This window comes from Pseudomonas sp. IT-P258 (genome assembly GCF_949767825.1).
In the GTDB taxonomy this organism is placed as follows: domain Bacteria; phylum Pseudomonadota; class Gammaproteobacteria; order Pseudomonadales; family Pseudomonadaceae; genus Aquipseudomonas; species Aquipseudomonas monachiensis.
Map to the genome: position 1 here is coordinate 162675 of NZ_CATKPU010000032.1, position 26115 is coordinate 188789.

Genomic DNA, 26115 nt, shown 5'->3' on the forward strand with positions numbered 1-26115 from the left:
CTCCGCGTTCTTGAATAGACAGGCAAGCAGATTATGCATTGATGCATAATCAGTCAATGCATTAACGCATTGAAAAATGATCCGATGTTTTCAGCACGCGAAAAAAAACCGCTCGGGAAGCGGTTTTTATTTGAGCGCAAGGGCGTTAGCGAGCGTACATGCCCCACCAGAAGACATGGCCGAGGATAACAATCGGCTCCTCCTGGACTTCCTGAAAGGTGTAGTCCTCGTCCGGATGCTCGTCACGATTGAAGCTGCGCAAGCGAATACCGGTCGGCAGGCGATACAGCTGCTTCACCCGCAATTGGCCGTTGTGATTGATTGCATAAAGGTCGCCGTCAACGATATCGCCAATGCCGCACTTGCCGGCATTGACCCCGACCGTGGCGCCGTCGCGCAGTACCGGCAACATGCTGTTGCCCCGCACTGTCACGCATTTGGCCTGGTCGAACTGCACACCGTTATGGCGCAGGCTTCGCTTGCCAAAGCGCAGGCTAGAGCGCTCGCTTTCTTCGATGACGAATCTTCCTGATCCCGCGGCCAATTCAACCTCGCGAAGAAAGGGGACCGACACCTCGTCGTCATCGACAGGGGTATCGTCATCCCACAGACTTATATCCTTGAGTTCCGAATGCACTGGAGCGCGCCCGGCATTAGCGGCAAACGAGACGTCCGCGCGGCCACGCAACTGGTCGGTGCTCAAGGAGAAATACTCGGCGATCTTCGAAATATGTTTATCCGAAGGATCGACGATCTTCCCGCTGAGAATGCGCGAGAGCGTGGATTGAGGCACGCCGGTGCGACGGTGGAGCTCCGTGGGGGAGATCCCGTGCTGATCGAGCAATGCTCTTAATACGGTAGACACGTTGCGTTTTTGCATATCTCGCATAGTGCTTGCTCTTCTCGATGAAGACAATGCCGATTTGCATAATCGATACATATCACGTTTTTTGCATCGTAAAAGATGTCACCCGGCCGTGGCGCCTGCGTCGGGCAGACCGCCCATGGTAACCTTGCGCCCATCGCGGAAAAGCCCGGCCATTGCCCCGCTTTTGCCCCACCTCTTTCAACGAGCTTCCTGACAATCCGATGAATAAAGCCGTCTCCGACCTGTCCTCCCACACCCCCATGATGCAGCAGTACTGGCGCCTGAAAAACCAGCACCCGGACCAGCTGATGTTCTACCGCATGGGCGACTTCTACGAGATCTTCTATGAAGACGCGAAGAAAGCCGCCAAGTTGCTGGACATCACCCTGACCGCCCGTGGACAGTCGGCTGGCCAGGCGATTCCGATGTGCGGGATTCCTTACCACGCCGCCGAGGGTTACCTGGCAAAACTGGTGAAGCTTGGCGAATCGGTGGTGATCTGCGAGCAGGTCGGCGACCCGGCCACCAGCAAAGGGCCGGTGGAGCGGCAGGTCGTGCGCATCATCACACCGGGGACGGTGAGTGACGAGGCGCTGCTCGACGAGCGTCGGGACAACCTGATCGCTGCAGTCCTGGGCGATGAGCGCCTGTTCGGCCTGGCGGTGCTGGACATCACCAGCGGTAACTTCAGCGTGCTGGAAATCAAGGGCTGGGAAAACCTGCTGGCGGAACTGGAGCGGGTCAACCCGGTGGAGCTGCTGATCCCGGATGACTGGCCCAAGGACTTGCCGGCGGAAAAACGTCGCGGTGTGCGTCGCCGCGCGCCGTGGGATTTCGAACGCGACTCGGCGCTCAAAAGCCTGTGCCAGCAATTCTCGACTCAGGATCTCAAGGGCTTCGGCTGCGAAAACCTGACCCTGGCCATCGGCGCCGCCGGTTGCCTGCTGGCCTACGCCAAGGAAACCCAACGCACCGCCCTGCCCCATTTGCGCAGCCTGCGTCATGAGCGCCTGGACGACACCGTGGTGCTCGATGGCGCCAGCCGTCGCAACCTGGAGCTCGACACCAACCTGGCCGGCGGCCGCGACAACACCCTGCAATCGGTGGTGGACCGCTGCCAGACCGCCATGGGCAGTCGCCTGCTGACCCGCTGGCTGAATCGCCCGTTGCGCGACTTGACGGTGCTGTTGGCGCGTCAGAGCTCGATCACTTGCCTGCTCGACAGTTACCGCTTCGAAAGGCTGCAACCGCAGCTCAAGGAAATCGGTGACATCGAGCGGATTCTTGCGCGGATCGGCCTGCGCAATGCCCGCCCCCGCGACCTCGCCCGCTTGCGTGACGCCCTCGGCGCCCTGCCAGAACTGCAAGTGGCAATGACGGAGCTCGAAGCCCCGCACCTCCAGCAACTCGCCACCATCACCAGCACCTACCCGGAACTGGCGGCACTGCTGGAAAAAGCCATCATCGACAACCCGCCCGCCGTCATTCGTGATGGCGGCGTGTTGAAAACCGGCTACGACAGCGAACTCGACGATTTGCAGTCGCTGAGCGAAAACGCCGGGCAATTCCTGATCGACCTCGAGGCACGGGAAAAGGCTCGCACCGGCCTGTCGCACCTGAAGGTCGGCTATAACCGCATCCACGGTTACTTCATCGAGCTGCCAAGCAAGCAGGCGGAATCGGCACCGGCCGACTACATTCGCCGCCAGACGCTCAAAGGCGCCGAGCGTTTCATTACGCCGGAACTCAAGGCGTTCGAAGACAAGGCACTATCAGCCAAGAGCCGCGCCCTGGCCCGCGAGAAGATGCTCTACGAAGCGTTGCTCGAAGACCTGATCAGCCAGCTGCCACCGTTGCAGGACACCGCCGGCGCCCTGGCCGAGCTGGATGTCTTGAGCAACCTGGCCGAACGAGCACTGAACCTCGACCTGAACTGCCCGCGCTTCGTCAGCGAGCCGTGCATGCGCATCACCCAGGGTCGTCACCCGGTGGTCGAACAAGTGCTGACCACGCCATTCGTGGCCAACGATCTGAGCCTGGACGACAACACCCGCATGCTGGTGATCACCGGTCCGAACATGGGCGGTAAATCCACCTACATGCGCCAGACCGCCTTGATCGTGCTCCTGGCGCACATCGGCAGCTTCGTGCCGGCAGCCAGTTGCGAATTGTCGCTGGTCGACCGCATCTTCACCCGGATCGGTTCCAGCGATGACCTGGCCGGCGGGCGTTCGACCTTCATGGTGGAAATGAGCGAAACCGCGAACATCCTGCACAACGCCACCGAGCGCAGCCTGGTGCTGATGGACGAAGTCGGACGCGGCACCAGCACCTTCGACGGTCTGTCCCTGGCATGGGCGGCGGCCGAGCGCCTGGCGCACCTGCGTGCCTACACGCTGTTCGCCACCCACTACTTTGAACTGACCGTCCTGCCGGAAGCCCAGCCGCTGGTGGCCAACGTGCACCTCAATGCCACCGAGCACAACGAACGCATCGTGTTCCTGCACCACGTGCTGCCCGGGCCGGCCAGCCAGAGTTATGGCCTGGCCGTTGCGCAACTGGCAGGCGTACCGAGCGAGGTCATCACCCGTGCTCGCGAGCATTTGAGCCGCCTGGAAGACACCGCCCTGCCCCATGAAACACCGGCACCGGCCAAGGGCAAACCAGCGGCTCCGCAGCAAAGCGATCTGTTTGCCAGCCTGCCGCACCCGGTGCTGGATGACCTGGCCAAGCTCGACCTGGACAACATGACGCCACGTCGTGCTCTCGAAATGCTCTATACACTAAAGACACGGATCTAACGCAGCGGCTTGCAAGCTGTTAGAATCTCGCGCGGTTTGGGATGCTGCTGGCTAATAGCCTGGCCAGCAGACTATCGCTCCCGAACCTGGCGACCCCTACGAGAAGGGGCGCAGCAAGCCGCGCCTGAGGAGAAAATTAGAAATGACCTTCGTCGTCACCGACAACTGCATCAAGTGCAAGTACACCGACTGCGTAGAAGTCTGTCCGGTGGACTGCTTTTACGAAGGCCCGAATTTCCTGGTGATTCACCCGGATGAGTGCATCGATTGCGCGCTGTGCGAACCTGAATGCCCTGCCGTGGCTATCTTCTCCGAAGATGAGGTTCCGGCCGGCATGGAAAACTTCATCGAGCTGAACGCTGAGTTGGCCGATATCTGGCCGAACATCACCGAGAAGAAAGAGTCGATGCCTGATGCTGAAGAGTGGGACGGCAAGCCAGGCAAGATCGCAGACCTCGAACGCTGATTACCCCCGCGTTCGCGAAAAAGGCCCCACAAGGGCCTTTTTGCTTTTCTGCAGGCAAAAAAAAGGGGCGGTTTGACCCGCCCACATTTTTTCCCTATTCCCTGTGTTCCTTTTCATCGTCCTGATGAATCGCGTCCTGCGATATCCATATCCCTCATCCTTGAAGGCCGTGTCTGTCCGTCGACACAACCTCAATACTAGAGTGTTCCCCTGCGGGATCAATGGCCCCTTGGCGCGAATCCCAACTGTCACACGTCATTAATAATAAAAAATAGTTATATAAATCAAAAAGATGAACACACAAAACGTTCAACATGGACGATTGCCAGGGTGTAAAAATAACGAACACTTACGCAAGTGTAAGCCTGGGCTTACAGCACGAAACCAAAATTCCGAGAGGATTCGGTCTTCTGCTCAGGCAATAAAAACCCCCGAACCAGTCGGGGGTTTCATTGCCTGAGCAGTGAGTGCCTTATTGGAACAGCGACTCGCTCGACAGACCATTTTTTTCCAGGATCTCGCGTAGCCGCTTCAAGCCTTCCACCTGAATCTGTCTGACCCGCTCGCGGGTCAGGCCGATTTCCAGGCCTACGTCTTCAAGGGTGCTGCTTTCATGACCGCGCAGGCCAAAGCGGCGTATGACCACTTCGCGTTGCTTGTCGGTCAGTTCCGAGAGCCATTGATCGATGCTCTGGGACAGGTCATCGTCCTGCAACAGTTCGCATGGATCGGTTGGACGGTCGTCAGTCAGGGTATCGAGCAGGGTTTTATCCGAATCCGGACCCAGCGAGACGTCGACCGAAGAAACCCGTTCGTTAAGGCCGAGCATGCGCTTGACCTCTCCCACCGGTTTTTCCAGCAGGTTGGCGATTTCTTCGGGTGAGGGTTCATGGTCGAGTTTTTGCGTCAGCTCCCGCGCGGCCCGCAGGTACACATTCAGCTCCTTGACCACATGGATCGGCAGCCGGATGGTCCGGGTCTGATTCATGATTGCGCGTTCGATGGTCTGGCGAATCCACCAGGTCGCGTAGGTCGAGAAGCGGAAACCGCGTTCCGGATCGAACTTCTCCACCGCCCGGATCAAGCCGAGGTTGCCCTCTTCGATCAGGTCCAGCAGCGACAGCCCACGATTGACGTAACGCCGGGCGATTTTCACCACCAGCCGCAGGTTACTTTCAATCATGCGTTTGCGCCCGGCCGGATCGCCACTTTGCGACAGGCGCGCAAAATGAACTTCTTCTTCGGGTGATAGCAGGGGAGAGAAACCAATTTCATTGAGATACAGCTGCGTGGCATCAAGTGCCCGCGTGTAGTCAATGTACTTGTGTTGTTTCAAGGATGCGGAGTGTTTGGATTTGGCACGAACGGAAGGTGGAGCCGCCCCTTCATCATTCGACATCGAATCCGTATCGATGCTGCTCTCCATCAGGAGAACCTCATCGTCGATGTCAAACTCCGGCACTTCTTTACTGAGAGCCATTGTTATAGTCCTTTGGTGAGTTCGACCTCAAGCTCAAGCGGCGCCTTTATCCCTGGCAACGCTGGAGCCTGTCCCCTCTACGCGACGGAACAGGCTGGTAAGCGATCAACGACGTGGCAGGAATTGCAGCGGATCTACAGGTTTACCTTGGCGGCGAATCTCAAAATGCAGTTTCACCCGGTCTGTACCCGTTGACCCCATTTCGGCAATTGTCTGTCCGACCTTGACCTGCTGCCCCTCCCGAACCAACAACCTGCGGTTATGTCCGTAGGCACTGACGTAGGTTTCACTGTGTTTGATGATTACTAATTCGCCGTAGCCCCTTAAGCCACTCCCGGCGTATACCACCGTCCCATCAGACGCAGCTAAAACAGGCTGTCCCAAATCTCCGGCGATATCAATTCCTTTATTCAAACTACCGTTTGAAGAGAATTTTCCAATCAGAATGCCATTAGATGGCCATCCCCAGCCGGTCGGGGCTGGCCCGGGAGGGGGCAACGGAGCGGGTGCAGGCTTGCTCGCGACGGACGGTACAACCGTCGTGGTGCTGGTGGTCGTACCGTTTGCCGAACGACGGATGACCGTGGTTTTACTCGACGACGAAGGTGTTGAGCTGGACGAACTGACCACCGCCGTCGACGTTGAATCGGTACGACCATCAAAGCGAATCGTCTGACCCGGGCGGATGGTGTAAGGCGCGGGAATGTTGTTGCGTGCCGCCAGGGCCTTGTAGTCCCAGCCGTAACGGAAGGCAATGGAAAACAGGGTGTCCTTGGGCCGAACCACGTATTGTCCGGTGGTCACGGCCGGACGCTGGGTTGCGGCGTTGTTGCGGTCGACGACACGAACATCGCTGGACTTGTTGCTGGAACAACCGACCAGCAACGTGCTCAAGACAAGGCCAGTCACCAGGCGCTGAAAGCTCGTTTTACTCATACGCTGCGCAATGACTGTGAGACTCACCCGCCGCTCCCTCTGTGGTGGCTGAAAATGTGAAATACCGGAGTCCGGTAATGAACTGTCGCAAGTATAACGGGCCGTGCCCGCTTTACCTTTAATGTGGCGAATCGGTGTCGCGCACACGTTTGCTGCCTGACGATGAATCCCGTTTAACACAACGATGCCGCTGTAAGACAAAGGCAATCGAAGAGAATTCAGCGTGCCGAAACAAATGCTCAGGCCAGTGGCCCATTGAGCAATGGCACGAAGCGCACAGCCCCCAGGACATGCCTGGAAAAACCTTGTTCCTCGCGGATGATCAGCATCAATTGCTGGACTTCGCCGGCCCCGACCGGGATCACCATCCGGCCTCCCGGTGCCAACTGGTCAAGCAGTGCCTGGGGCACATCGGTCGCCACTGCGGTGACGATAATCCCGTTGTACGGTGCCAGTGCCGGCCAGCCCTCCCAGCCATCGCCCCAGCGGAACACCACGTTGCGCAGGTTCAGTTCGACCAGACGTTCCTTTGCCCGATCCTGCAGAACCTTGATACGCTCGACCGAGAACACACGCTCGACCAGTTGCGACAGCACCGCCGTCTGATAACCCGACCCGGTACCGATCTCCAGCACCTTGTCGAGGGGACCGGCCTCCAGCAGCAGCTCGCTCATGCGCGCCACCATATAAGGCTGGGAGATGGTCTGGTTGTTGCCAATCGGCAGCGCGGTGTCTTCATAGGCACGGTGCGCCAGCGCTTCGTCGACGAACAGATGGCGCGGGGTCCGGCGAATGACCTCCAGCACCCTGGCGTTGGAGATGCCTTCTTCGTACAGGCGCTGGATCAGCCGCTCCCGGGTTCGCTGGGAGGTCATGCCGATGCCGCGGCGCAGCATATCGTCTTGTTCGCGACCCATCAGCGCAACCCCTCCAGCCAGCCGTCCAGACTTCTGAAGGCATCATTGAAGGTGCGATCCAGTTGCAGCGGCGTGATCGAAACATAACCCTGCATCACTGCATGGAAATCGGTACCCGGGCCGCCATCTTCGGCATCCCCGGCCGCGGCGATCCAATAACCGGACTTGCCCCGCGGATCCACCACTTTCATCGGTGCCGCGGCTCGGGCGCGATGGCCCAGGCGAGTCAGCTGGATACCGCGGATACGGTCCAGCGGCAAATTGGGAATGTTCACGTTCAGTACCGTACGCGGTGGCAGATCCAGATCAGCATGGGCTTCAACCAGTTTGCGCGCGAAATGGGCAGCCGTGGGAAGGTTATCTACCTGGCGTGAGACCAGCGAAAAGGCAAAGGAAGGGTGTTTCAGGAAACGCCCCTCAAGGGCCGCCGCCACTGTACCGGAATACAGGACATCGTCCCCCAGGTTCGCGCCCAGGTTGATACCGGAAACCACCATGTCCGCTTCGCGCTCCAGCAGGCCGTTGAGGCCCAGGTGCACACAATCGGTTGGCGTGCCATTGAGGCTGATAAAGCCGTTGGCCAGGATTTGCGGGTGCAACGGACGGTCGAGCGTCAGCGAACTGCTGGCGCCGCTCTTGTCCTGGTCCGGGGCGATAACCACGCACTCGGTGTAATCCGCCAGCGCAGCATAAAGCGCGGCGAGACCGGGTGCTGTTACCCCATCGTCGTTAGAAATCAGAATACGCATGGGCTGTCCGTCTGCCCCACCGGCACCAGATCAACAAGCTCGCGCACCAATACGGTGGCGAAGCATCCGGCCGGCAGGACGAATTCCAGTTGCAGAATGTCCAGCGAGGGATAATGCCACGTCAACCCGCCAATGGGCAGCCGCAGGATGCGACGTTCGTGGCTCATTCCGGCGTTGATCAACCAGTCACGCAAATCCGCTTCGCGTGCGGCGATGGCCTGCTCCAGTTCATGGACAACGCCCGTGGCCGGCGAGTCACCTTCGCCCCACTGCGGACCGGTCGGATGCAGATCGAGAATCGCCAGGCGCGGGTCGCTGCACTCGGCTTCGCCTGCCGGGAAAAAGCTGCGGCTGTCGGTGAACGCCAGCAGATCGCCCACCTGGGCACGCTGCCAGGTGCCATCGGCCACTCGTGCGGCCAGCACCTGATTGAACAGAAAACTGCGCGCCGTGGAGAGCAGACGCGAGCGCACGTTGCGCTGCTCCGGCAAGGCCTTGCGCGCGGCCCAGGCGCGAGCATCGATGACGTTGCCGCCGTCATGACCGAAACGCTGGGCGCCGAAATAATTGGGGATGCCTTGTTTGGCGATCAATTGCAGACGCTCTTCAAGCGCGACCTTGTCGCCGGAAAATTGCGTCAGGCGCAACGTAAAACCATTGGCCGAGTGGGCACCGCGTTGCAGTTTGCGCTTGTGGCGGGCGGTCTTGAGGATCTTCAGCGTATCGTTTTCTGCCGCTGACAGATCAGGGTCGGCCTTGCCTGGCAGTTGCACGCTGAACCACTGGCGAGTCAACGCCTGACGGTCCTTGAGCCCGGCATAACTGACGGTGCGCAATGGCACGCCGGCAGCCTTGGCAATCCGTCGCGCCGCTTCTTCAGTATTGAGGCCGCGCTTTTCCACCCAGATCCACAGGTGTTCGCCTTCGCCGCTGAGGGGAATGTCGAGGACTTCGTCGACCTGGAAATCTTCCGCGATCGCTTTCAGGACCGCCGTGCCGAGGGCCTCACCGTAAGCCCGCGGGCCGAGCAATTGCAGTTCGTTCATGCGCGCAGCAACAAGGCAACGGAGTGCACGGCAATGCCTTCTTCGCGACCGACAAAGCCGAGCTTTTCGGTGGTGGTAGCTTTCACGTTCACTTGATCCAACTCTACTTGAAGATCCGCGGCAATCAGCGCGCGCATCGATTCGATATGCGGGGCCATTTTCGGCGCCTGGGCGACGATGGTGTTATCGACGTTACCGACTTTCCAGCCTTTGGCATGGACCAGTGCGACGACGTGACGCAACAGCGCACGGCTGTCGGCACCCTTGAATTTCGGGTCGGTATCCGGGAAATGCTTGCCGATGTCGCCCAGTGCCGCGGCGCCAAGCAAGGCATCGCTCAAGGCGTGCAGGAGGACGTCACCGTCAGAGTGAGCGAGCAGTCCGAAGCTGTGTGCAATGCGCACGCCGCCCAGAGTGATGAAATCGCCTTCAGCGAAACGGTGCACATCATAGCCGTGGCCAATACGCATAAAAAAACGCCCCGATTTTTGTCAGGGCGTGATTCTACCTGCATTAGCCAACCAGAGCATGCGCGTGATGCCGCAAGTGCTCATCGATGAAACTGGCAATGAAGAAATAGCTGTGGTCGTAGCCCGGTTGCAGACGCAACGTCAATGGGTGACCCGCCTGTTTGGCCGCCTGCTGCAAGGCTTCCGGCTTGAGCTGGTTGGCGAGGAAATCGTCGCGATCACCCTGGTCGACCAACAGCGGCAGCTTTTCATCGACCTCGGCAATCAACGCGCAGGCATCCCATTCGCGCCATTTCGAACGGTCCTCTCCCAGATAGCGGGAGAAGGCCTTCTGCCCCCACGGGCAATCCATCGGATTGTTGATCGGCGAGAACGCCGACACCGACTGATAACTCCCCGGATTGCGCAAGGCACAGACCAGCGCACCGTGGCCGCCCATGGAATGTCCGCTGATACCGCGCTTGTCCGACGCAGGGAAATGGGCTTCGACCAATGTCGGCAATTCCTGCACGACATAGTCATGCATCCGATAATGCCGCGACCACGGTTCCTGGGTGGCATTCAGGTAAAAACCGGCGCCGAGGCCAAAGTCCCAGGCGCCATCCGGATCGCCCGGCACTTCAGGACCGCGAGGGCTGGTATCCGGTGCGACGATGATCAGCCCCAGCTCGGCGGCCATGCGCATGGCGCCGGCCTTTTGCATGAAGTTCTCATCGGTACAGGTCAGGCCGGACAACCAGTACAGCACCGGCAGCTTGCCGCCCTGCTCCGCCTGCGGCGGCAGGTACACGGCAAACACCATGTCGCAGCCGAGCACTTCCGAGCGATGGCGATAGCGCTTGTGCCAGCCGCCGAAGCTTTTCTGGCAGGAGATGTTTTCCAGGCTCATGGCGGACCTCAGAAATGGATGACGGAGCGGATGCTTTTTCCTTCGTGCATCAGGTCAAACGCCTTGTTGATATCTTCCAGGCCCATGGTGTGGGTGATGAAGGTATCCAGCGGAATCTCACCGGTCTCGGCCATCTCCACATAGCTTGGCAACTCGGTACGGCCGCGCACACCGCCGAACGCCGAACCCCGCCAGACGCGACCGGTGACCAACTGGAACGGACGGGTCGAGATTTCCTGGCCGGCACCGGCAACGCCGATGATGACCGACTCGCCCCAGCCCTTGTGGCAGCACTCCAGTGCCGCGCGCATCAGCTGCACATTGCCGATGCACTCGAAGGAAAAATCGACCCCGCCATCAGTCATGTCGACGATGACTTCCTGGATCGGACGATCGAAGTCTTTCGGGTTCACGCAGTCGGTTGCGCCCAGCTGTTTGGCGATCTCGAATTTGGCCGGGTTTATGTCGATGGCGATGATGCGGGCAGCCTTGGCTTTTACGGCGCCGATGACAGCCGACAGACCGATGCCGCCGAGGCCGAAAATGGCCACGGTATCACCCGGTTTCACCTTGGCGGTGTTGAGCACTGCACCAATGCCGGTGGTGACGCCGCAGCCCAGCAGGCAGACTTTTTCCAGCGGTGCTTGCTTGGCAATTTTCGCCACGGAAATTTCCGGCAGCACGGTGTACTCCGAAAAAGTGGAAGTGCCCATGTAATGGAAAATCGGCTGGCCCTTGTAGGAAAAACGCGAAGTGCCGTCCGGCATCAGGCCTTTGCCCTGGGTCGCGCGAATCGCCTGGCAGAGGTTGGTTTTACCCGACAGGCAGAATTTGCACTGACGGCATTCCGGGGTGTACAGCGGGATCACATGATCGCCGACCGCAACGGAGGTCACGCCCTCGCCAATCGCCTCCACGATCGCACCACCTTCGTGGCCGAGAATTGACGGAAAAATGCCTTCCGGATCTGCGCCTGACAATGTGTAGGCATCGGTATGGCAAACACCGGAGGCCACCACGCGCAGCAAGACTTCGCCGGCCTTGGGCATGGCGACATCGACTTCAACGATTTCAAGGGGCTTCTTGGCCTCGAAGGCAACGGCGGCGCGCGACTTGATCATGATGACTCTCCAGTGAATAAAAACGAGACAGGGAGTGTAATACATGGCTCAACGATGAATAATCGATGTAAATGCAAAATATTATTGCTGTACAGGGATAATCTTCGATGTCCGAAAATCGCTGGGAAGGGATCGACGAGTTTGTCGCCGTTGCCGAATGCAGCCAGTTCACCGCTGCGGCGCAGCGCCTGGGGGTTTCCTCCTCCCACGTCAGTCGACAAATCGTACGCCTTGAAGAACGCCTGCAAACCCGTCTGCTCTACCGCAGTACCCGTCGGGTCACGCTGACCGAAGCCGGGCAAACCTTCCTGCAACATTGCCAGCGTTTACAGGACGGCCGCGAAGAGGCGTTGCGCGCGGTCGGTGACCTGACCAGCGAACCCAAGGGCATGCTGCGCATGACCTGCGCCGTGGCTTACGGCGAGCGTTTCATCGTGCCGCTGGTGACCCGCTTCATGGGACTGTATCCGCAACTGCGTATCGACATCGAACTGACCAATCGCCAGCTTGACCTGGTGCACGAAGGCCTCGACCTGGCGATTCGCCTCGGGCGCTTACAGGATTCACGGCTGGTCGCCACCCGCCTCGCACCGCGTCGCATGTTTCTCTGTGCATCGCCCTCCTACCTTGAGCGCTACGGTCGCCCGCACAGCCTGTCGGAACTGAGCCGCCACAACTGCCTAATCGGCAGTTCGGACCTGTGGCAACTGGAACAGAACGGACGGGAATTTTCGCAAAGGGTCCAGGGAAACTGGCGTTGCAACAGTGGGCAAGCGGTACTGGATGCCGCACTGCAAGGCGTAGGGCTTTGTCAGTTGCCGGACTATTACGTGCTGGAGCATTTGAATAGCGGCGCGTTGATTTCATTGCTGGAAGCACATCAACCACCGAATACGGCGGTTTGGGCGCTGTATCCGCAGCAGCGGCATTTGTCGCCGAAAGTGCGCAAGTTGGTGGACTTTTTGAAGGAGGGGTTGGCTCAAAGGCCGGAGTACAGGATTTAAGATCAAAAGATCGCAGCCTGCGGCAGCTCCTACAGGACTTCAGGTGATACGTAATCGATCTTTGTAGGAACTGCCGCAGGCTGCGATCTACTAGCGACGATTAGCCCAACGCTGTCTCAACCATTCAAGATCCTCAGGACGCGTAACCTTGAGGTTATCGGACCGCCCTTCGATCAGCCGCGGTGCCAAACCTGCCCACTCCATCGCCGAGGCTTCGTCGGTAATAACGGCATCGGCCACCAGACTGTCAGCCAGTGCGCGATGCAACGCCCCAAGGCGAAACATCTGCGGCGTGTAGGCCTGCCAGATCACACTGCGGTCCACGGTTTCGACCACACGACCGTGTTTGTCGACCCGCTTGAGCGTATCCCGCGCCGGAACCGCCAGCAGTCCGCCGACAGGATCGTCAGCCAGTTCAGCCAGCAACTTGTCCAGATCGTCACGACTGAGGTTAGGCCGCGCGGCATCGTGAACCAGTACCCAATCCTCATCGTCGGCACCCTGCGCATGCAAATGCAGCAAGGCATTGAGCACCGAGCCGGAACGTTCGGCGCCGCCCTCGACCCGGGCAATACGTGGATCATTCGCACACGCCAGGTTCGGCCAATAAGGATCGTCAACAGCAACACTGACCACCAGGCCTTTCAGGCATGGGTGATCAAGGAAACAGCCAAGGCTGTGTTCGAGAATAGTGCGCCCGCCCAGTTGCAGGTATTGCTTGGGACGGTCCGCGGCCATACGGGCACCGATGCCCGCGGCAGGAATCACGGCCCAGAAGGCCGGTAACGAATTAATCATTGGGCCAGCTGGTAAAGGGTTTCACCATCCTTGACCATGCCCAACTCATGGCGAGCCCGCTCTTCGACGGTCTCCATGCCCTTTTTCAACTCACTGACTTCGGCGTCCATCACCCGGTTGCGCTCCAGCAACGCCTGGTTCTCAGCTTGCTGATCGGCAATCTGCTGAGTCAACTCGGCCACTTGCGCCAGGCTGCCATTACCCACCCACAGACGGTACTGCAGGCCAGCCAGCAGCAGGAGCAAGACGAGGAACAACCAATTGGGACTGCGCATCGAATATCAGGTATCCAGTGAAAAAAGACAGCCATGCCAAAACGTGAAGCTTCTGATAGCACGAAGCCTGGAAGAACCAGGCTTGTGCATATAAGGCATCAGATTAGTGGCAAAAAACGTCGCCGTTGCGATTTTTTCGACACAATCCGCTGACTATTTACCATTTAACAATCAGCCGCGGAACTCGCTGCGACCGTTGTACTTGGCTTTGCCGTTCAACTGTTCTTCGATACGCAGCAGTTGGTTGTACTTGGAAACGCGGTCGGAACGGCACAGGGAGCCGGTCTTGATCTGGCCAGCCGAGGTGCCCACGGCCAGGTCGGCAATGGTCGAATCTTCGGTTTCGCCGGAGCGGTGCGAGATCACGGCAGTGTAACCGGCAGCCTTGGCCATCTGGATGGCTTCCAGGGTTTCGGTCAGGGTACCGATCTGGTTGAACTTGATCAGGATCGAGTTGGCGATCTTTTTGTCGATGCCTTCTTTCAGGATCTTGGTGTTGGTGACGAACAGGTCGTCGCCTACCAGTTGGGTCTTCTCGCCGATCTTGTCGGTGAGGATCTTCCAGCCAGCCCAGTCGGACTCGTCCAGGCCATCTTCGATGGAGATGATCGGGTAACGCTCGGTCAGACCTTTCAGGTAATCAGCGAAACCTTCGGCGGTGAACACCTGGCCTTCGCCGGACAGGTTGTACTTGCCGTCTTCGTAGAATTCGCTGGCTGCGCAGTCCAGAGCCAGGGTCACGTCGGTGCCCAGTTTGTAACCGGCGTTGGCCACGGCTTCGGAGATCACTTTCAAAGCGTCTTCGTTGGAAGCCAGGTTCGGTGCGAAACCACCTTCGTCACCCACGGCAGTGCTCAGGCCACGGGCCTTCAGTACAGCCTTGAGGTGGTGGAAAATCTCGGTGCCCATGCGCAGGCCTTCCGAGAAAGACTTGGCACCAACCGGCTGAACCATGAACTCCTGGATGTCGACGTTGTTATCGGCGTGCTCGCCACCGTTGATGATGTTCATCATCGGAACCGGCATCGAGTAGACACCCGGGGTGCCGTTCAGGTTGGCGATGTGAGCGTACAGCGGCAGGTCCTGGTCCTGTGCTGCTGCCTTGGCCGCGGCCAGGGAAACGGCGAGGATCGCGTTGGCGCCCAGGGAACCTTTGTTTTCAGTACCGTCGAGCTTGATCATTGCCAGATCGAGCGCTTTCTGGTCGCTTGGATCCATGCCTTTCAACAGGTCGCGGATCGGACCATTGATGTTGGCTACGGCCTTCAGAACGCCCTTGCCCAGGTAACGGCTCTTGTCGCCATCACGCAGCTCGAGCGCTTCACGCGAGCCAGTGGAAGCACCGGACGGCGCGCAGGCACTGCCGATGATGCCGTTGTCGAGAAGCACGTCCGCTTCCACGGTGGGATTGCCACGGGAGTCGAGAACTTCACGACCTTTGATGTCGACGATTTTAGCCATTGTTGTAAACACTCCAAAGTTGACGAAAACGACGCAGCTGTAGGAAATCTTTGATCGTCGGCAAGTGAGGTGCAGCGGGCAGTCTTGCAGACGACAAGGCTCAGGCCCGAGGGCCTGGGCATTAAATCGTGCGGTACTTTACCGGAGAATTGAAGATTACGCGGTTTCTACCGTCGGAAAACTCTTCACCAGTTCGTCCAAAGCCTTGAGCTGGGCCAGGAATGGCTCCAGTTTGTCCAGGCGCAAGGCGCAAGGACCGTCGCATTTGGCGTTGTCCGGATCCGGGTGGGCTTCCAGGAACAGGCCAGCCAGGGACTGGCTCATACCGGCTTTTGCCAGGTCGAGGACCTGGGCGCGACGACCGCCGGCCGAATCGGAGCGACCACCAGGCATTTGCAGCGCGTGGGTCACGTCGAAGAACACCGGGTATTCGAACTGCTTCATGATGCCAAAGCCAAGCATGTCGACGACCAGGTTGTTGTAGCCGAAGCTCGAACCACGCTCGCAGAGGATCAACTGATCGTTACCCGCTTCCACGCATTTGTTCAGGATGTGTTTCATTTCCTGAGGCGCGAGGAACTGGGCTTTCTTGATGTTGATCACAGCGCCGGTCTTGGCCATCGCGACCACGAGGTCGGTCTGGCGCGACAGGAAGGCCGGCAACTGGATGATGTCGCAGACTTCAGCGACGACCGCGGCCTGGTCCGGTTCGTGGACGTCGGTGATGATCGGCACGCCGAAGGCTTGCTTGATGTCCTGGAAGATGCGCATGCCTTCTTCCAGGCCAGGACCACGATAGGAGGTCACAGAAGACCGGTTGGCCTTGTCGAAACTGGCCTTGAACACGTAAGGGATACCGAGCTTTTCGGTGACCTTCACATACTCTTCGCAAACCTGCATGGCCATGTCACGGCTTTCCAGCACGTTCATGCCGCCGAACAGCACCATGGGCTTGTCGTTGGCAATCTCGATGTCGCCGACGCGGATGATCTTCTGTGCCATCGGGGTTACGCCTTCTTCTGGTGTTGAGCCAACGCTGCCTTGACGAAACCGCTGAACAGCGGGTGACCGTCGCGTGGCGTCGAGGTGAACTCAGGGTGGAACTGGCAAGCCACGAACCATGGATGATCCGGTGCTTCAACCACTTCGACCAGTGCGCCATCACCGGAACGACCGGAGATTTTCAAGCCAGCCTCCATGATTTGTGGCAGCAGGTTGTTGTTCACTTCATAGCGATGACGATGACGCTCGACAATCACGTCCTTGCCGTAGCAACCGTGGACCAGGGAACCCGGCTCCAGCAGGCAATCCTGCGCGCCCAGACGCATGGTGCCGCCCAGATCGGAGGTTTCGGTGCGGGTTTCGACAGCGCCGGTGGCATCTTCCCACTCGGTGATCAGGCCCACGACCGGGTGACCGCTTGCACGATCGAACTCGGTGGAGTTGGCGTCTTTCCAGCCCATCACGTTACGTGCGAACTCGATAACGGCCACTTGCATGCCCAGGCAGATACCCAGGTACGGAACCTTGTTTTCGCGAGCGTATTGAACGGCAGTGATCTTGCCTTCAACGCCACGCAGACCGAAGCCGCCCGGTACCAGGATGGCGTCGACGCCTTCGAGCAGCGCGGTGCCCTGGTTTTCGATGTCTTCGGAATCGATGTAGCGCAGGTTGACCTTGGTGCGGTTGCTGATGCCGGCATGACTCATCGCTTCGATCAGCGACTTGTAGGCGTCCAGCAGCTCCATGTACTTGCCGACCATGGCAATGGTGACTTCGTGCTCAGGGTTGAGCTTGGCGTCGACCACGGCTTCCCACTCGGACAGATCGGCACCGCCGCATTGCAGGCCGAAACGCTCGACGACGAAATCATCCAGGCCCTGGGAGTGCAGGATGCCCGGGATCTTGTAGATGGTGTCGGCGTCTTCCAGCGCGATCACCGCACGTTCTTCAACGTTGGTGAACTGCGCAATCTTGCGACGCGAGGAAATATCGATCGGGTGATCGGAGCGGCACACCAGCACATCTGGCTGCAGACCGATGGAACGCAGTTCCTTCACCGAGTGCTGGGTAGGCTTGGTCTTGGTTTCGCCGGCAGTGGCGATGTACGGCACCAGAGTCAGGTGCATCAGCATCGCGCGCTTGGCGCCGACTTCGAAACGCAGCTGGCGGATGGCTTCGAGGAACGGTTGCGACTCGATGTCACCCACGGTGCCACCGATCTCGACCATTGCCACGTCAGCATCGCCCGCGCCCTTGATGATGCGGCGCTTGATTTCGTCGGTGATGTGCGGGATCACCTGGATGGTTGCGCCCAGGTAGTCACCACGGCGCTCCTTGCGCAGGACGTGTTCGTAGACACGGCCGGTGGTGAAGTTGTTGTTCTGGGTCATGGTCGTGCGGATGAACCGCTCGTAGTGGCCCAGGTCCAGGTCGGTCTCGGCGCCGTCGTGGGTGACGAACACTTCACCGTGCTGGAACGGGCTCATGGTGCCCGGGTCGACGTTGATGTACGGGTCCAGCTTCAGCATGGTGACCTTAAGTCCCCGCGCCTCCAGGATGGCCGCCAATGATGCCGATGCAATGCCTTTCCCCAATGAAGAAACAACACCGCCCGTGACGAATATGTAGCGCGTCATGAAAAACCCTAGAAGTCTGCGTTAAAGCGGTCCGAGCCGCCGGGGAAAGCGAAGGAAGGCCGAAGCCCCCGATCACCTGCATTAATCACAGTGCACCTTTCAAAAAAACCGCCGCGTTGGGACAGACCGGAAAATGAAACACCGGTTCGTTGCTCGCTACACATTTTTTGGAATCGCCCAGCAAAGACTGCTTGGTAATCGGCAACTCCTGCAATTCAAGCGAATCCACAGAAGTTGTATCAAGAAGGGAGCGTAGTCTACCGGAAAGCCCCTTTCAGCTCAAACCTTGATCTTCGTTCAGTGGCCGCCAATGCAAATGCCAGTCGCCGAGTGCACCACCATCGAGCCCCTTGAGGTTCGCTACCGCCAGCAGTTGCCCGTCTTTGTAGAGCAGCGGCAATCTGCCGCGTACGAAGGACGGTACAGCGCTTTCATTGAGCAAACGTTTCAAGTCCCGATGGCCGCGGCCTGGCAATGCCATGATCTCTCCCCCTTCACGATAGCGGATATGCAGCGGGCCATCGGGGATTTGGCCGGTGAGCCAAAGCATTCCATTGCCCGGGATAGCCAGCGGTGACGCCGGATCCAGCCACGCCCCGGCGACGGGCAGAGGCCGCAGCCAGTGGCCGGACAGCCACCAGATCCGCCCGCCCGACCGATGCAGTTCGCCATCGGCCAGCCGCCACACCGGGCAGGCATCGCCGGTGGCATCGCGCAAATCCTCCCAACCCGACCAATGGTCAGTATCCGGCAAGCGGCTCAACGGTCCGAGCCAATGACTCAAGGCGTTGCGCTGCCGGGCATCAGACAATTGCGCAAGGGGCGCCAGTTCAAGGGATCGCAATCCCAGCCAAGCGAACTCACTGGCAGAACTGGCCTTATGCAGATCCAAGTCCGCCAGTTCTTCGAGCAGCCCCTGCGCTTCAGTCAAATGCGCCGCGCTGCGGGCCATGGTCGCCACCGCTTGCGGCCAGCGCTGGATCAGCACGGGCAAGACTTGATGCCTAAGGTAATTGCGCGAGTACTGCCGATCCTGGTTCGAGGGATCTTCGATCCAGCTCAAGCCATGCACATTGGCATAAGCCTCCAGTTCAGCCCGCGTGACTTCCAGCAATGGCCGCAGCAGATGCCCCTTGCCCAACGGGCGCTGACGCGGCATCCCGGACAATCCGCGCACCCCGGCTCCGCGCAACAAGCGAAACAGCAGGGTTTCCGCCTGATCGTCGCGGTGCTGGGCCGTCAGTAGCACTTCGTTGTCCTGAACGGTTTCAGTGAAGGCCTGATAACGCGCATCCCGGGCTGCACGTTCAAGGCTGGCACCCGGTTGCACCTGCACGCGAACCACTTGCAGCGGCACACCCAGCGCAGCGCACACGGCACGACAATGTTCCGGCCACGCACCGGCCACGGCTTGAAGGCCATGATGGACATGGATGGCGCTCAGCGCCGGCAGGGATTCGGTTTTGGAGAGAGTTGCCAGAAGGTGCAGCAGGACAGTGGAGTCAAGGCCGCCGGAGAAGGCGATGCGCCAGGTCGCAGCATTGCGCCACGAGGCAAGATTCAACAAGAGTCTGGCAGGCAGATCAATATTGGACCGACTCATATCCATCACCTTGCACAAATCAAATGTGGGAGCGGGCTTGCTCGCGAAGGCGGATCAACATTCAACGTACCCGTTGACTGTCATACCGCTTTCGCGAGCAAGCCCGCTCCCACACATGGGCACTGCGTGTTCGGCTTAGAGACCGTAGCTCATCAGTCGATCATAACGACGCTTCAACAGCGCATTGTTATCGAACTTCTTGAGCATCGCCAGTTGCGAGCTCAGTTCGGCGCGGATCGATGCGGCTGCGGCAGCCGGGTCACGGTGCGCGCCGCCCAATGGCTCGCCAATCACCTTGTCCACGATGCCCAGGCCCTTGAGGCGCTCGGCGGTAATGCCCATCGCTTCTGCGGCATCCGGCGCTTTCTCGGCGGTTTTCCACAGAATCGAAGCGCAACCTTCCGGCGAGATCACAGCGTAGGTCGAGTATTGCAGCATGTTCAGCTGGTCGCAGACACCGATCGCCAGTGCACCACCGGAACCACCCTCACCGATCACGGTGGCGATGATTGGGGTTTTCAGGCGAGCCATGACACGCAGGTTCCAGGCAATCGCTTCGCTCTGGTTGCGCTCTTCAGCGTCGATGCCAGGGTAAGCGCCCGGGGTGTCGATGAAGGTCAGGATCGGCATTTTGAAACGTTCGGCCATTTCCATCAGGCGGCACGCCTTGCGGTAGCCTTCCGGACGCGGCATGCCGAAGTTGCGGCGAACTTTCTCGCGCACTTCACGGCCTTTCTGGTGGCCGATGATCATCACCGGCTTGTCGTCCAGACGGGCAATGCCGCCAACGATGGCAGCGTCGTCCGAGAAGTGACGGTCACCGTGCAGTTCGTCGAACTCGGTGAAGATGTGTTCGATGTAGTCCAGGGTATACGGACGTTTCGGGTGACGCGCCAGACGTGCGATCTGCCAGCTGGTCAGCTTGCCGAAGATGTCTTCGGTCAGCGTTTTGCTCTTGTCCTGCAGGCGGGAGATCTCATCGCCGATATTCAGCGAATTGTCATTACCGACCAAGCGCAACTCTTCGATCTTGGCTTGCAGGTCGGCGATCGGCTGTTCGAAATCTAGAAAATTCGGGTTCATAGGCGTCCGTCTTGGGTCGAGTCCCAAGGGTTCTTGGGCCGGCCGGTTGTCTATTCGCGCCCTACCTTAAGGGACAGGCGCGTTGAGGTCGAGATTAAAAATTCAGGTCGAGGTCAGGGCAATCTGATAGCACTGACCGTCAACGGTATTGGAGGAAGACGTTGTCTCGCCCGAACTGGTCACGCAGGGCTTGAATCAACGCATCCGCCGGATCGATTCGCCAGCCTTCGCCGAACTGCAACATGGCCTTCGCATCGGGGCTGGTGTAGTCCATGGTGACCGGGCACGCGCCGCGGTGACGCTTCAACAGTTCACCCAGCCAGCGTAGCTGATCGCCCTTGAGGTCCTTGGCATGCAACTTCAGGCGCAAGCTTTCGGCCAGATTGGTACGCGCATCCTCCATGCTCATCACCCGCTTGACCCGCAACTTCAGGCCACCGGAGAAGTCGTCGTTGCTGACTTCGCCTTCGACCACCACCATCGCGTCGGTCTGCAACAGCGACTGCGCGGAATGGAACGCTTCGGAAAACAGCGAGGCCTCGATCCTTCCGGAGCGGTCGTCGAGGGTGATGAACCCCATCTTGTCGCCCTTTTTGTTCTTCATCACCCGCAAGGCGATGATCATCCCGGCAACAGTCTGGGTATCACGCGCCGGTTTCAGGTCGATGATGCGCTGGCGGGCGAAGCGACGGATTTCACCTTCGTATTCGTCGATCGGGTGACCGGTCAGGTACAGGCCGAGGGTATCTTTCTCCCCTTTCAGGCGCTCCTTGAGGGTCAGTTCCTTGGCCTTGCGGTGGTTCGCGTAGACGTCGGCGTCTTCTTCGACAAACAGACCGCCAAACAGGTCGGAGTGACCGCTGTCCTGCGTACGCGCGGTCTGTTCGGCCGCCTTGATCGCCTCTTCCATGGCGGTCAGCAGCACCGCCCGATTGCGGTCGATGTTGGCCTGGTAGGCTTTCTGCTCGTCGTGGAAATACGGCCCGAGGCGATCCAGTGCACCGCTGCGGATCAAACCGTCGAGGGTGCGCTTGTTGATACGCTTGAGGTCGACCCGTGCGCAGAAATCGAACAGATCCTTGAACGGACCGGCCAGACGCGCTTCGGTGATCGCCTCGACCGGGCCTTCACCCACGCCCTTGATGGCGCCCAGGCCGTAAATGATCCGGCCTTCGTCGTTCACCGTGAACTTGAATTCGGACGTGTTCACGTCCGGCGCGTCGAGACGCAGCTTCATGGTCCGCACTTCTTCGATCAAGGTCACGACCTTGTCGGTGTTGTGCATATCCGCCGAGAGTACCGCGGCCATGAACGGCGCCGGGTAGTGCGCCTTCAGCCATGCGGTCTGGTACGACACCAGGCCATAGGCGGCGGAGTGGGATTTGTTGAAGCCGTAACCGGCGAACTTTTCCACCAGGTCGAAGATGTTACCGGCGAGGTCCGCGTCGATATTGTTGGTGGCGCAACCTTCAATGAAGCCACCGCGCTGCTTGGCCATTTCCTCGGGTTTTTTCTTACCCATGGCTCGACGCAGCATGTCCGCACCACCGAGGGTGTAACCGGCCATGACCTGGGCAATCTGCATCACCTGTTCTTGATACAGGATGATGCCGTAAGTCGGTGCCAGTACCGGCTTGAGGCCTTCGTACTGGTAGTCCGAGTGCGGATACGCCAACTCGGCGCGACCGTGCTTACGGTTGATGAAGTCGTCCACCATGCCCGATTGCAGCGGGCCCGGACGGAACAGCGCCACCAGTGCGATCAAGTCTTCCAGGCAGTCGGGCTTGAGCTTTTTGATCAGCTCTTTCATGCCGCGGGATTCAAGCTGGAACACCGCCGTGGTTTCGGCTTTTTGCAGCAGTGTGTAAGTCGGCTTGTCGTCCAGCGGGATGAACGCGATGTCGAGCGGCGGCTCGTTGACCTTGGCGCGGTCGCGGTTGATGGTTTTCAGCGCCCAGTCGATGATCGTCAGCGTTCGCAGGCCGAGGAAGTCGAACTTCACCAGGCCAGCCGCCTCGACGTCATCCTTGTCGAACTGGGTTACCAGGCCGTCACCGGCTTCGTCGCAATAGATCGGCGAGAAGTCGGTCAGCTTGGTCGGCGCGATAACCACACCACCGGCGTGCTTGCCGACGTTACGCACAACGCCTTCGAGCTTGCGGGCCATCTCCCAGATTTCCGCGGCCTCTTCATCGACCTTGATGAAGTCGCGCAGGATCTCTTCCTGCTCATAGGCTTTTTCCAGGGTCATGCCGACTTCGAACGGAATCATCTTCGACAGACGATCCGCCAGGCCATAGGACTTGCCTTGCACCCGTGCCACGTCGCGGACCACAGCCTTCGCCGCCATGGAACCGAAGGTGATGATCTGGCTTACGGCATTGCGGCCGTACTTCTCGGCTACGTAGTCGATTACCCGGTCACGACCGTCCATGCAGAAGTCGACGTCGAAGTCGGGCATCGATACCCGTTCCGGGTTGAGGAAGCGTTCGAACAGCAGGTCGTATTCCAGCGGATCGAGGTCGGTGATCTTCTGTACGTAGGCCACCAGCGATCCGGCACCCGACCCCCGGCCAGGACCTACCGGTACGCCGTTGTTCTTGGCCCACTGGATAAAGTCCATCACGATCAGGAAGTAACCGGGGAACCCCATCTGGATGATGATATCCAGTTCGAAATTCAGTCGGTCGACATAGACCTGACGCTTGGCTTCGTAGTCTTCGGTGGTGTCTTTGGGCAGCAGAACACTAAGGCGCTCTTCCAGGCCGTCGAAGGACACCTTGCGGAAGTACTCGTCGATGGTCATGCCATCGGGGATCGGGAAGTTGGGCAGGAAGTGCGTCCCCAGCTTCACTTCGATGTTGCAGCGCTTGGCGATCTCGACGGTGTTTTCCAGCGCCTCGGGAATGTCGCTGAACAGCTCGGCCATTTCCTCGGCGCTTTTGAGGTACTGCTGATCGCTGTAGTTCTTCGAACGCCGCGGGTCGTCCAGGGCACGGCCCTCACCGATGCACACACGGGTTTCGTGGGCGGCGAAGTCTTCCTGCTTGATGAAGCGCACATCGTTGGTCGCCACCAGCGGCGCACCGAGCTTCTCGGCCAGGGCCACGGCGCCGTGCAGCTGCTCTTCATCGTTGGGGCGATTGGTGCGCTGGATTTCCAGATAGAAACGATCCGGAAACACTTCCATCCATTCCCGCGCCAGGGTTTCGGCCTCGGCGGGGTTGCCGCTGAGCATGGCCTGGCCGATCTCGCCTTCTTTGGCCGCCGACAGCATGATCAAGCCCGAGTTGGCTTCAGCAACCCATTCGCGCTCGATGATGACCGCGCCATTGCGCTGACCATCGATGAAACCGCGGGAAATCAGCTCGGTAAGGTTGCGATAGCCTTCGGCGTTCATCACCAGCAGGCTGATCCGGCTCAGCGGGTTGTCCGGATCCTTGTTCGACAGCCACAGGTCAGCGCCGCAGATCGGCTTGATCCCGGCACCCATGGCGTTTTTATAGAATTTGACCAGGGAACACATGTTGTTCTGGTCGGTGACCGCTACGGCAGGCATGTTCATGCCAACCAGGGTCTTGACCAGCGGTTTGATCCGCACCAGACCGTCGACCAGGGAGTATTCAGTGTGCAGGCGTAGGTGAACGAATGAAGCCGGCATAGTGATCCTGTCTGTAAACATGAAGACAACAAGGCCCGGATTGTACCGGGCCTTGGTAAAAAAAATCAGCCTTGCGACTAACTCTCTACGACGCTCTCTAGCGCCTCATACGCCAGACGCACCGGGGCAAACGAACGCCGATGAATCGGGGTCGGCCCGAGCCGTGCCAGCGCTTCCAGATGAACGGGGGTCGGGTAGCCTTTGTGCCCACCAATGCCGTAGCCCGGGTAGATCAATTCGAATGCGGCCATTTCACGATCACGGCTGACCTTCGCCAGGATCGATGCGGCGGCGATAGCGGGGACCTTGCTATCGCCCTTGACCACGGCTTCGGAACGCATCGGCAGTTTCGGGCAACGGTTGCCGTCGATCATCGCCAGCTTCGGCTGAACGTGCAGCCCGGCGACCGCGCGCTGCATGGCCAGCATGGTGGCGTGCAGGATATTCAGCTCATCGATTTCTTCGACCTCGGCGCGAGCGATGCACCAGCTCAGGGCTTTTTCGCAGATTTCGTCGTAGAGCTTTTCGCGACGGGCTTCGGTGAGTTTCTTCGAGTCGTTCAGGCCAAGGATCGGGCGATTCGGATCAAGGATCACTGCCGCCGTCACCACCGCGCCACAGAGCGGGCCGCGACCCACTTCATCGACACCGGCAACCAACTCTTCGATTTCAGCGACCAAGGTGAAATCCAGCCCCATCTGCATATTCGGTTTACTCATTTTACTTGGCCGATCAGGTTCAGCACTGCGTCCGCAGCCTGGTTGGAGGCATCCAGACGCAGGGTCCGGTGTATCTCGTCAAAACCGCGGGTCTGCTCTTCGCCACCCTCGATCAGCGGCGACAAGGTCTGGGCCAGCGCTTCGACCGTGGCATCGTCCTGCAACAACTCGGGCACCAGCAGACGCTGGGCCAACAGGTTCGGCAACGAAATATAGGGGCTTTTCACCATGCGCTTGAGAATCCAGAACGTCAGCGGCGCCAGGCGATAGGCGACCACCATCGGCCGCTTGTACAGCAGCGCTTCAAGCGTTGCAGTGCCGGAGGCAATCAACACCGCATCGCACGCTGCCAGGGCCAGATGAGACTGGCCATCGAGCAGGGTCAGCGGCAGATCGCGACCGGCCAACAGTTCTTCCAGCTGTGCACGACGTTGCGCACTGGCGCAAGGCATGACAAACCGCACCCCCGGGCGCAGCGCACGCAAGCGCTGGGCCGTATCGAGAAACAACGCACCGAGCCGGCCAACTTCACCGCCGCGGCTGCCGGGCATCAACGCCACCAGCGGCCCGTCGGGCAAGCCAAGTTCGGATCGCGCAGCAGCGCGATCGGCCTGGAGTGGAATGGCGTCGGCCAGGGTATGGCCGACGAACCGCACCGGCACGCCTTTCTCTTCGTAGAATCTGGCTTCAAACGGGAACAGCGTGAGCATCAGGTCGCAGCCTTCGCGAATCTTCAGCACGCGTTTCTGCCGCCAGGCCCAGACCGACGGGCTGACGTAATGCACGGTCTTGATCCCGGCCTGGCGCAACTTGAGTTCGATATTGAGGTTGAAGTCGGGCGCGTCGATACCGATGAACACATCGGGTTTCGCGTCGATCAGGTCGGCGACCAGCTTCTTGCGCCTTGCAAGCAGCTCGCGCAACCGGCCCAGCACTTCCACCAGGCCCATGACGGACAGACGTTCCATCGGAAAATACGAGGTCAGGCCTTCTGCCTGCATCAACGGACCGCCAACACCAATGAATTCGACGGCAGTGTGACGAGCCTTGAGCGCACGCATGAGGCCCGCACCCAGAATGTCACCGGAAGCTTCACCCGCTACCAGCGCAATACGCAGATTGGCCATGG

General features: G+C 59.4%; 22 protein-coding genes. 3 read left to right on the plus strand and 19 right to left on the minus strand.

The window, feature by feature from the left end; all coding sequences use genetic code 11:
• Positions 1-145: 145 nt before the first annotated feature.
• Complete coding sequence (locus tag ACM6G4_RS13360) at positions 146-880, minus strand: LexA family transcriptional regulator (protein WP_414914030.1); 735 nt, start codon at positions 878-880, stop codon at positions 146-148.
• 209 nt (positions 881-1089) lie between these two features.
• Here ACM6G4_RS13360 and mutS point away from each other — a divergent pair, with 209 nt between their 5' ends.
• Both mutS and fdxA read left to right on the plus strand, forming a co-directional pair.
• Positions 1090-3669, plus strand: a complete 2580-nt coding sequence (gene mutS / locus ACM6G4_RS13365; protein WP_056720925.1) for a DNA mismatch repair protein MutS — start codon at positions 1090-1092, stop codon at positions 3667-3669.
• Between the two features lie 142 nt (positions 3670-3811).
• Positions 3812-4135, plus strand: coding sequence for a ferredoxin FdxA (gene fdxA, locus ACM6G4_RS13370; RefSeq protein ID WP_414913861.1), 324 nt, complete (start codon positions 3812-3814; stop codon positions 4133-4135).
• 472 nt (positions 4136-4607) lie between these two features.
• Here fdxA and rpoS read toward each other — a convergent pair whose 3' ends face one another.
• The 8 genes from rpoS to ACM6G4_RS13410 all read right to left on the minus strand — a co-directional run bounded on the left by rpoS (position 4608) and on the right by ACM6G4_RS13410 (position 11743).
• Positions 4608-5615, minus strand: coding sequence for an RNA polymerase sigma factor RpoS (gene rpoS / locus ACM6G4_RS13375; RefSeq protein WP_056720931.1), 1008 nt, complete (start codon positions 5613-5615; stop codon positions 4608-4610).
• A 105-nt stretch (positions 5616-5720) separates the two neighbouring features.
• The gene (locus ACM6G4_RS13380) at positions 5721-6578 is read right to left on the minus strand and encodes a peptidoglycan DD-metalloendopeptidase family protein (protein ID WP_082562880.1); all 858 of its coding nucleotides are present in this window, start codon (positions 6576-6578) and stop codon (positions 5721-5723) included.
• 212 nt (positions 6579-6790) lie between these two features.
• Entirely contained in the window at positions 6791-7426 is a 636-nt protein-coding gene (locus tag ACM6G4_RS13385) for a protein-L-isoaspartate(D-aspartate) O-methyltransferase (RefSeq protein ID WP_172435346.1), read from the minus strand.
• Between the two features lie 41 nt (positions 7427-7467).
• Complete coding sequence (gene surE, locus ACM6G4_RS13390; protein ID WP_056720938.1) at positions 7468-8217, minus strand: 5'/3'-nucleotidase SurE; 750 nt, start codon at positions 8215-8217, stop codon at positions 7468-7470.
• Positions 8205-9263: a tRNA pseudouridine(13) synthase TruD gene (gene truD / locus ACM6G4_RS13395; RefSeq protein ID WP_056720940.1), complete on the minus strand. Its 1059-nt coding sequence runs from the start codon at positions 9261-9263 to the stop codon at positions 8205-8207. Before truD ends, surE begins: the two co-directional genes overlap by 13 nt.
• Positions 9260-9733: a 2-C-methyl-D-erythritol 2,4-cyclodiphosphate synthase gene (gene ispF, locus ACM6G4_RS13400; RefSeq protein WP_056720941.1), complete on the minus strand. Its 474-nt coding sequence runs from the start codon at positions 9731-9733 to the stop codon at positions 9260-9262. Before ispF ends, truD begins: the two co-directional genes overlap by 4 nt.
• A gap of 43 nt (positions 9734-9776) precedes the next feature.
• Complete coding sequence (fghA, locus tag ACM6G4_RS13405; RefSeq protein ID WP_414913862.1) at positions 9777-10622, minus strand: S-formylglutathione hydrolase; 846 nt, start codon at positions 10620-10622, stop codon at positions 9777-9779.
• Between the two features lie 8 nt (positions 10623-10630).
• Positions 10631-11743, minus strand: a complete 1113-nt coding sequence (locus ACM6G4_RS13410; protein WP_056720945.1) for an S-(hydroxymethyl)glutathione dehydrogenase/class III alcohol dehydrogenase — start codon at positions 11741-11743, stop codon at positions 10631-10633.
• Positions 11744-11850: 107 nt separating this feature from the next.
• On the opposite strand from ACM6G4_RS13410, the gene ACM6G4_RS13415 reads away from it, so the two are divergent.
• A complete protein-coding gene (locus tag ACM6G4_RS13415; protein ID WP_414913863.1) occupies positions 11851-12747 on the plus strand; it encodes a LysR substrate-binding domain-containing protein in 897 nt (298 codons plus the stop codon).
• A 90-nt stretch (positions 12748-12837) separates the two neighbouring features.
• Here ACM6G4_RS13415 and ispD read toward each other — a convergent pair whose 3' ends face one another.
• The 10 genes from ispD to lpxB all read right to left on the minus strand — a co-directional run bounded on the left by ispD (position 12838) and on the right by lpxB (position 26113).
• Positions 12838-13545: a 2-C-methyl-D-erythritol 4-phosphate cytidylyltransferase gene (gene ispD / locus ACM6G4_RS13420; protein WP_409078240.1), complete on the minus strand. Its 708-nt coding sequence runs from the start codon at positions 13543-13545 to the stop codon at positions 12838-12840.
• A complete protein-coding gene (ftsB, locus tag ACM6G4_RS13425; protein WP_007996937.1) occupies positions 13542-13820 on the minus strand; it encodes a cell division protein FtsB in 279 nt (92 codons plus the stop codon). Before ftsB ends, ispD begins: the two co-directional genes overlap by 4 nt.
• Positions 13821-13991: 171 nt before the next feature.
• A complete protein-coding gene (eno, locus tag ACM6G4_RS13430; protein WP_056720952.1) occupies positions 13992-15281 on the minus strand; it encodes a phosphopyruvate hydratase in 1290 nt (429 codons plus the stop codon).
• A 156-nt stretch (positions 15282-15437) separates the two neighbouring features.
• The gene (kdsA, locus tag ACM6G4_RS13435) at positions 15438-16283 is read right to left on the minus strand and encodes a 3-deoxy-8-phosphooctulonate synthase (protein ID WP_056720954.1); all 846 of its coding nucleotides are present in this window, start codon (positions 16281-16283) and stop codon (positions 15438-15440) included.
• Between the two features lie 5 nt (positions 16284-16288).
• The gene (locus ACM6G4_RS13440) at positions 16289-17920 is read right to left on the minus strand and encodes a CTP synthase (RefSeq protein WP_056720956.1); all 1632 of its coding nucleotides are present in this window, start codon (positions 17918-17920) and stop codon (positions 16289-16291) included.
• Positions 17921-18194: 274 nt separating this feature from the next.
• Entirely contained in the window at positions 18195-19523 is a 1329-nt protein-coding gene (tilS, locus tag ACM6G4_RS13445) for a tRNA lysidine(34) synthetase TilS (RefSeq protein ID WP_414913864.1), read from the minus strand.
• A gap of 135 nt (positions 19524-19658) precedes the next feature.
• On the minus strand, positions 19659-20606 hold the full coding sequence (locus ACM6G4_RS13450; RefSeq protein WP_008052761.1) for an acetyl-CoA carboxylase carboxyltransferase subunit alpha: 948 nt from the start codon (positions 20604-20606) through the stop codon (positions 19659-19661).
• 139 nt (positions 20607-20745) lie between these two features.
• Positions 20746-24267, minus strand: coding sequence for a DNA polymerase III subunit alpha (dnaE, locus tag ACM6G4_RS13455; protein WP_414913865.1), 3522 nt, complete (start codon positions 24265-24267; stop codon positions 20746-20748).
• Positions 24268-24344: 77 nt separating this feature from the next.
• Complete coding sequence (rnhB, locus tag ACM6G4_RS13460) at positions 24345-24971, minus strand: ribonuclease HII (RefSeq protein ID WP_056720962.1); 627 nt, start codon at positions 24969-24971, stop codon at positions 24345-24347.
• 11 nt (positions 24972-24982) lie between these two features.
• A complete protein-coding gene (gene lpxB, locus ACM6G4_RS13465) occupies positions 24983-26113 on the minus strand; it encodes a lipid-A-disaccharide synthase (protein WP_414913866.1) in 1131 nt (376 codons plus the stop codon).
• Positions 26114-26115 lie beyond the last annotated feature (2 nt).

Bases quoted from the DNA above. Each gene is read 5' to 3' on its own strand.
- mutS (WP_056720925.1), top strand. From the start codon at position 1,090: ATGAATAAAGCCGTCTCCGACCTGTCCTCCCACACCCCCATGATGCAG.
- eno (WP_056720952.1), bottom strand. From the start codon at position 15,281: ATGGCTAAAATCGTCGACATCAAAGGTCGTGAAGTTCTCGACTCCCGT.
- ACM6G4_RS13360 (WP_414914030.1), bottom strand. From the start codon at position 880: ATGCAAAAACGCAACGTGTCTACCGTATTAAGAGCATTGCTCGATCAG.
- ACM6G4_RS13415 (WP_414913863.1), top strand. From the start codon at position 11,851: ATGTCCGAAAATCGCTGGGAAGGGATCGACGAGTTTGTCGCCGTTGCC.
- rnhB (WP_056720962.1), bottom strand. From the start codon at position 24,971: ATGCAGATGGGGCTGGATTTCACCTTGGTCGCTGAAATCGAAGAGTTG.
- dnaE (WP_414913865.1), bottom strand. From the start codon at position 24,267: ATGCCGGCTTCATTCGTTCACCTACGCCTGCACACTGAATACTCCCTG.
- ACM6G4_RS13440 (WP_056720956.1), bottom strand. From the start codon at position 17,920: ATGACGCGCTACATATTCGTCACGGGCGGTGTTGTTTCTTCATTGGGG.
- ACM6G4_RS13450 (WP_008052761.1), bottom strand. From the start codon at position 20,606: ATGAACCCGAATTTTCTAGATTTCGAACAGCCGATCGCCGACCTGCAA.
- ftsB (WP_007996937.1), bottom strand. From the start codon at position 13,820: ATGCGCAGTCCCAATTGGTTGTTCCTCGTCTTGCTCCTGCTGCTGGCT.
- ispD (WP_409078240.1), bottom strand. From the start codon at position 13,545: ATGATTAATTCGTTACCGGCCTTCTGGGCCGTGATTCCTGCCGCGGGC.
- rpoS (WP_056720931.1), bottom strand. From the start codon at position 5,615: ATGGCTCTCAGTAAAGAAGTGCCGGAGTTTGACATCGACGATGAGGTT.
- kdsA (WP_056720954.1), bottom strand. From the start codon at position 16,283: ATGGCACAGAAGATCATCCGCGTCGGCGACATCGAGATTGCCAACGAC.
- surE (WP_056720938.1), bottom strand. From the start codon at position 8,217: ATGCGTATTCTGATTTCTAACGACGATGGGGTAACAGCACCCGGTCTC.
- fdxA (WP_414913861.1), top strand. From the start codon at position 3,812: ATGACCTTCGTCGTCACCGACAACTGCATCAAGTGCAAGTACACCGAC.
- truD (WP_056720940.1), bottom strand. From the start codon at position 9,263: ATGAACGAACTGCAATTGCTCGGCCCGCGGGCTTACGGTGAGGCCCTC.
- ACM6G4_RS13385 (WP_172435346.1), bottom strand. From the start codon at position 7,426: ATGACCTCCCAGCGAACCCGGGAGCGGCTGATCCAGCGCCTGTACGAA.
- fghA (WP_414913862.1), bottom strand. From the start codon at position 10,622: ATGAGCCTGGAAAACATCTCCTGCCAGAAAAGCTTCGGCGGCTGGCAC.
- ispF (WP_056720941.1), bottom strand. From the start codon at position 9,733: ATGCGTATTGGCCACGGCTATGATGTGCACCGTTTCGCTGAAGGCGAT.
- lpxB (WP_414913866.1), bottom strand. From the start codon at position 26,113: ATGGCCAATCTGCGTATTGCGCTGGTAGCGGGTGAAGCTTCCGGTGAC.
- tilS (WP_414913864.1), bottom strand. From the start codon at position 19,523: ATGAGTCGGTCCAATATTGATCTGCCTGCCAGACTCTTGTTGAATCTT.
- ACM6G4_RS13410 (WP_056720945.1), bottom strand. From the start codon at position 11,743: ATGATCAAGTCGCGCGCCGCCGTTGCCTTCGAGGCCAAGAAGCCCCTT.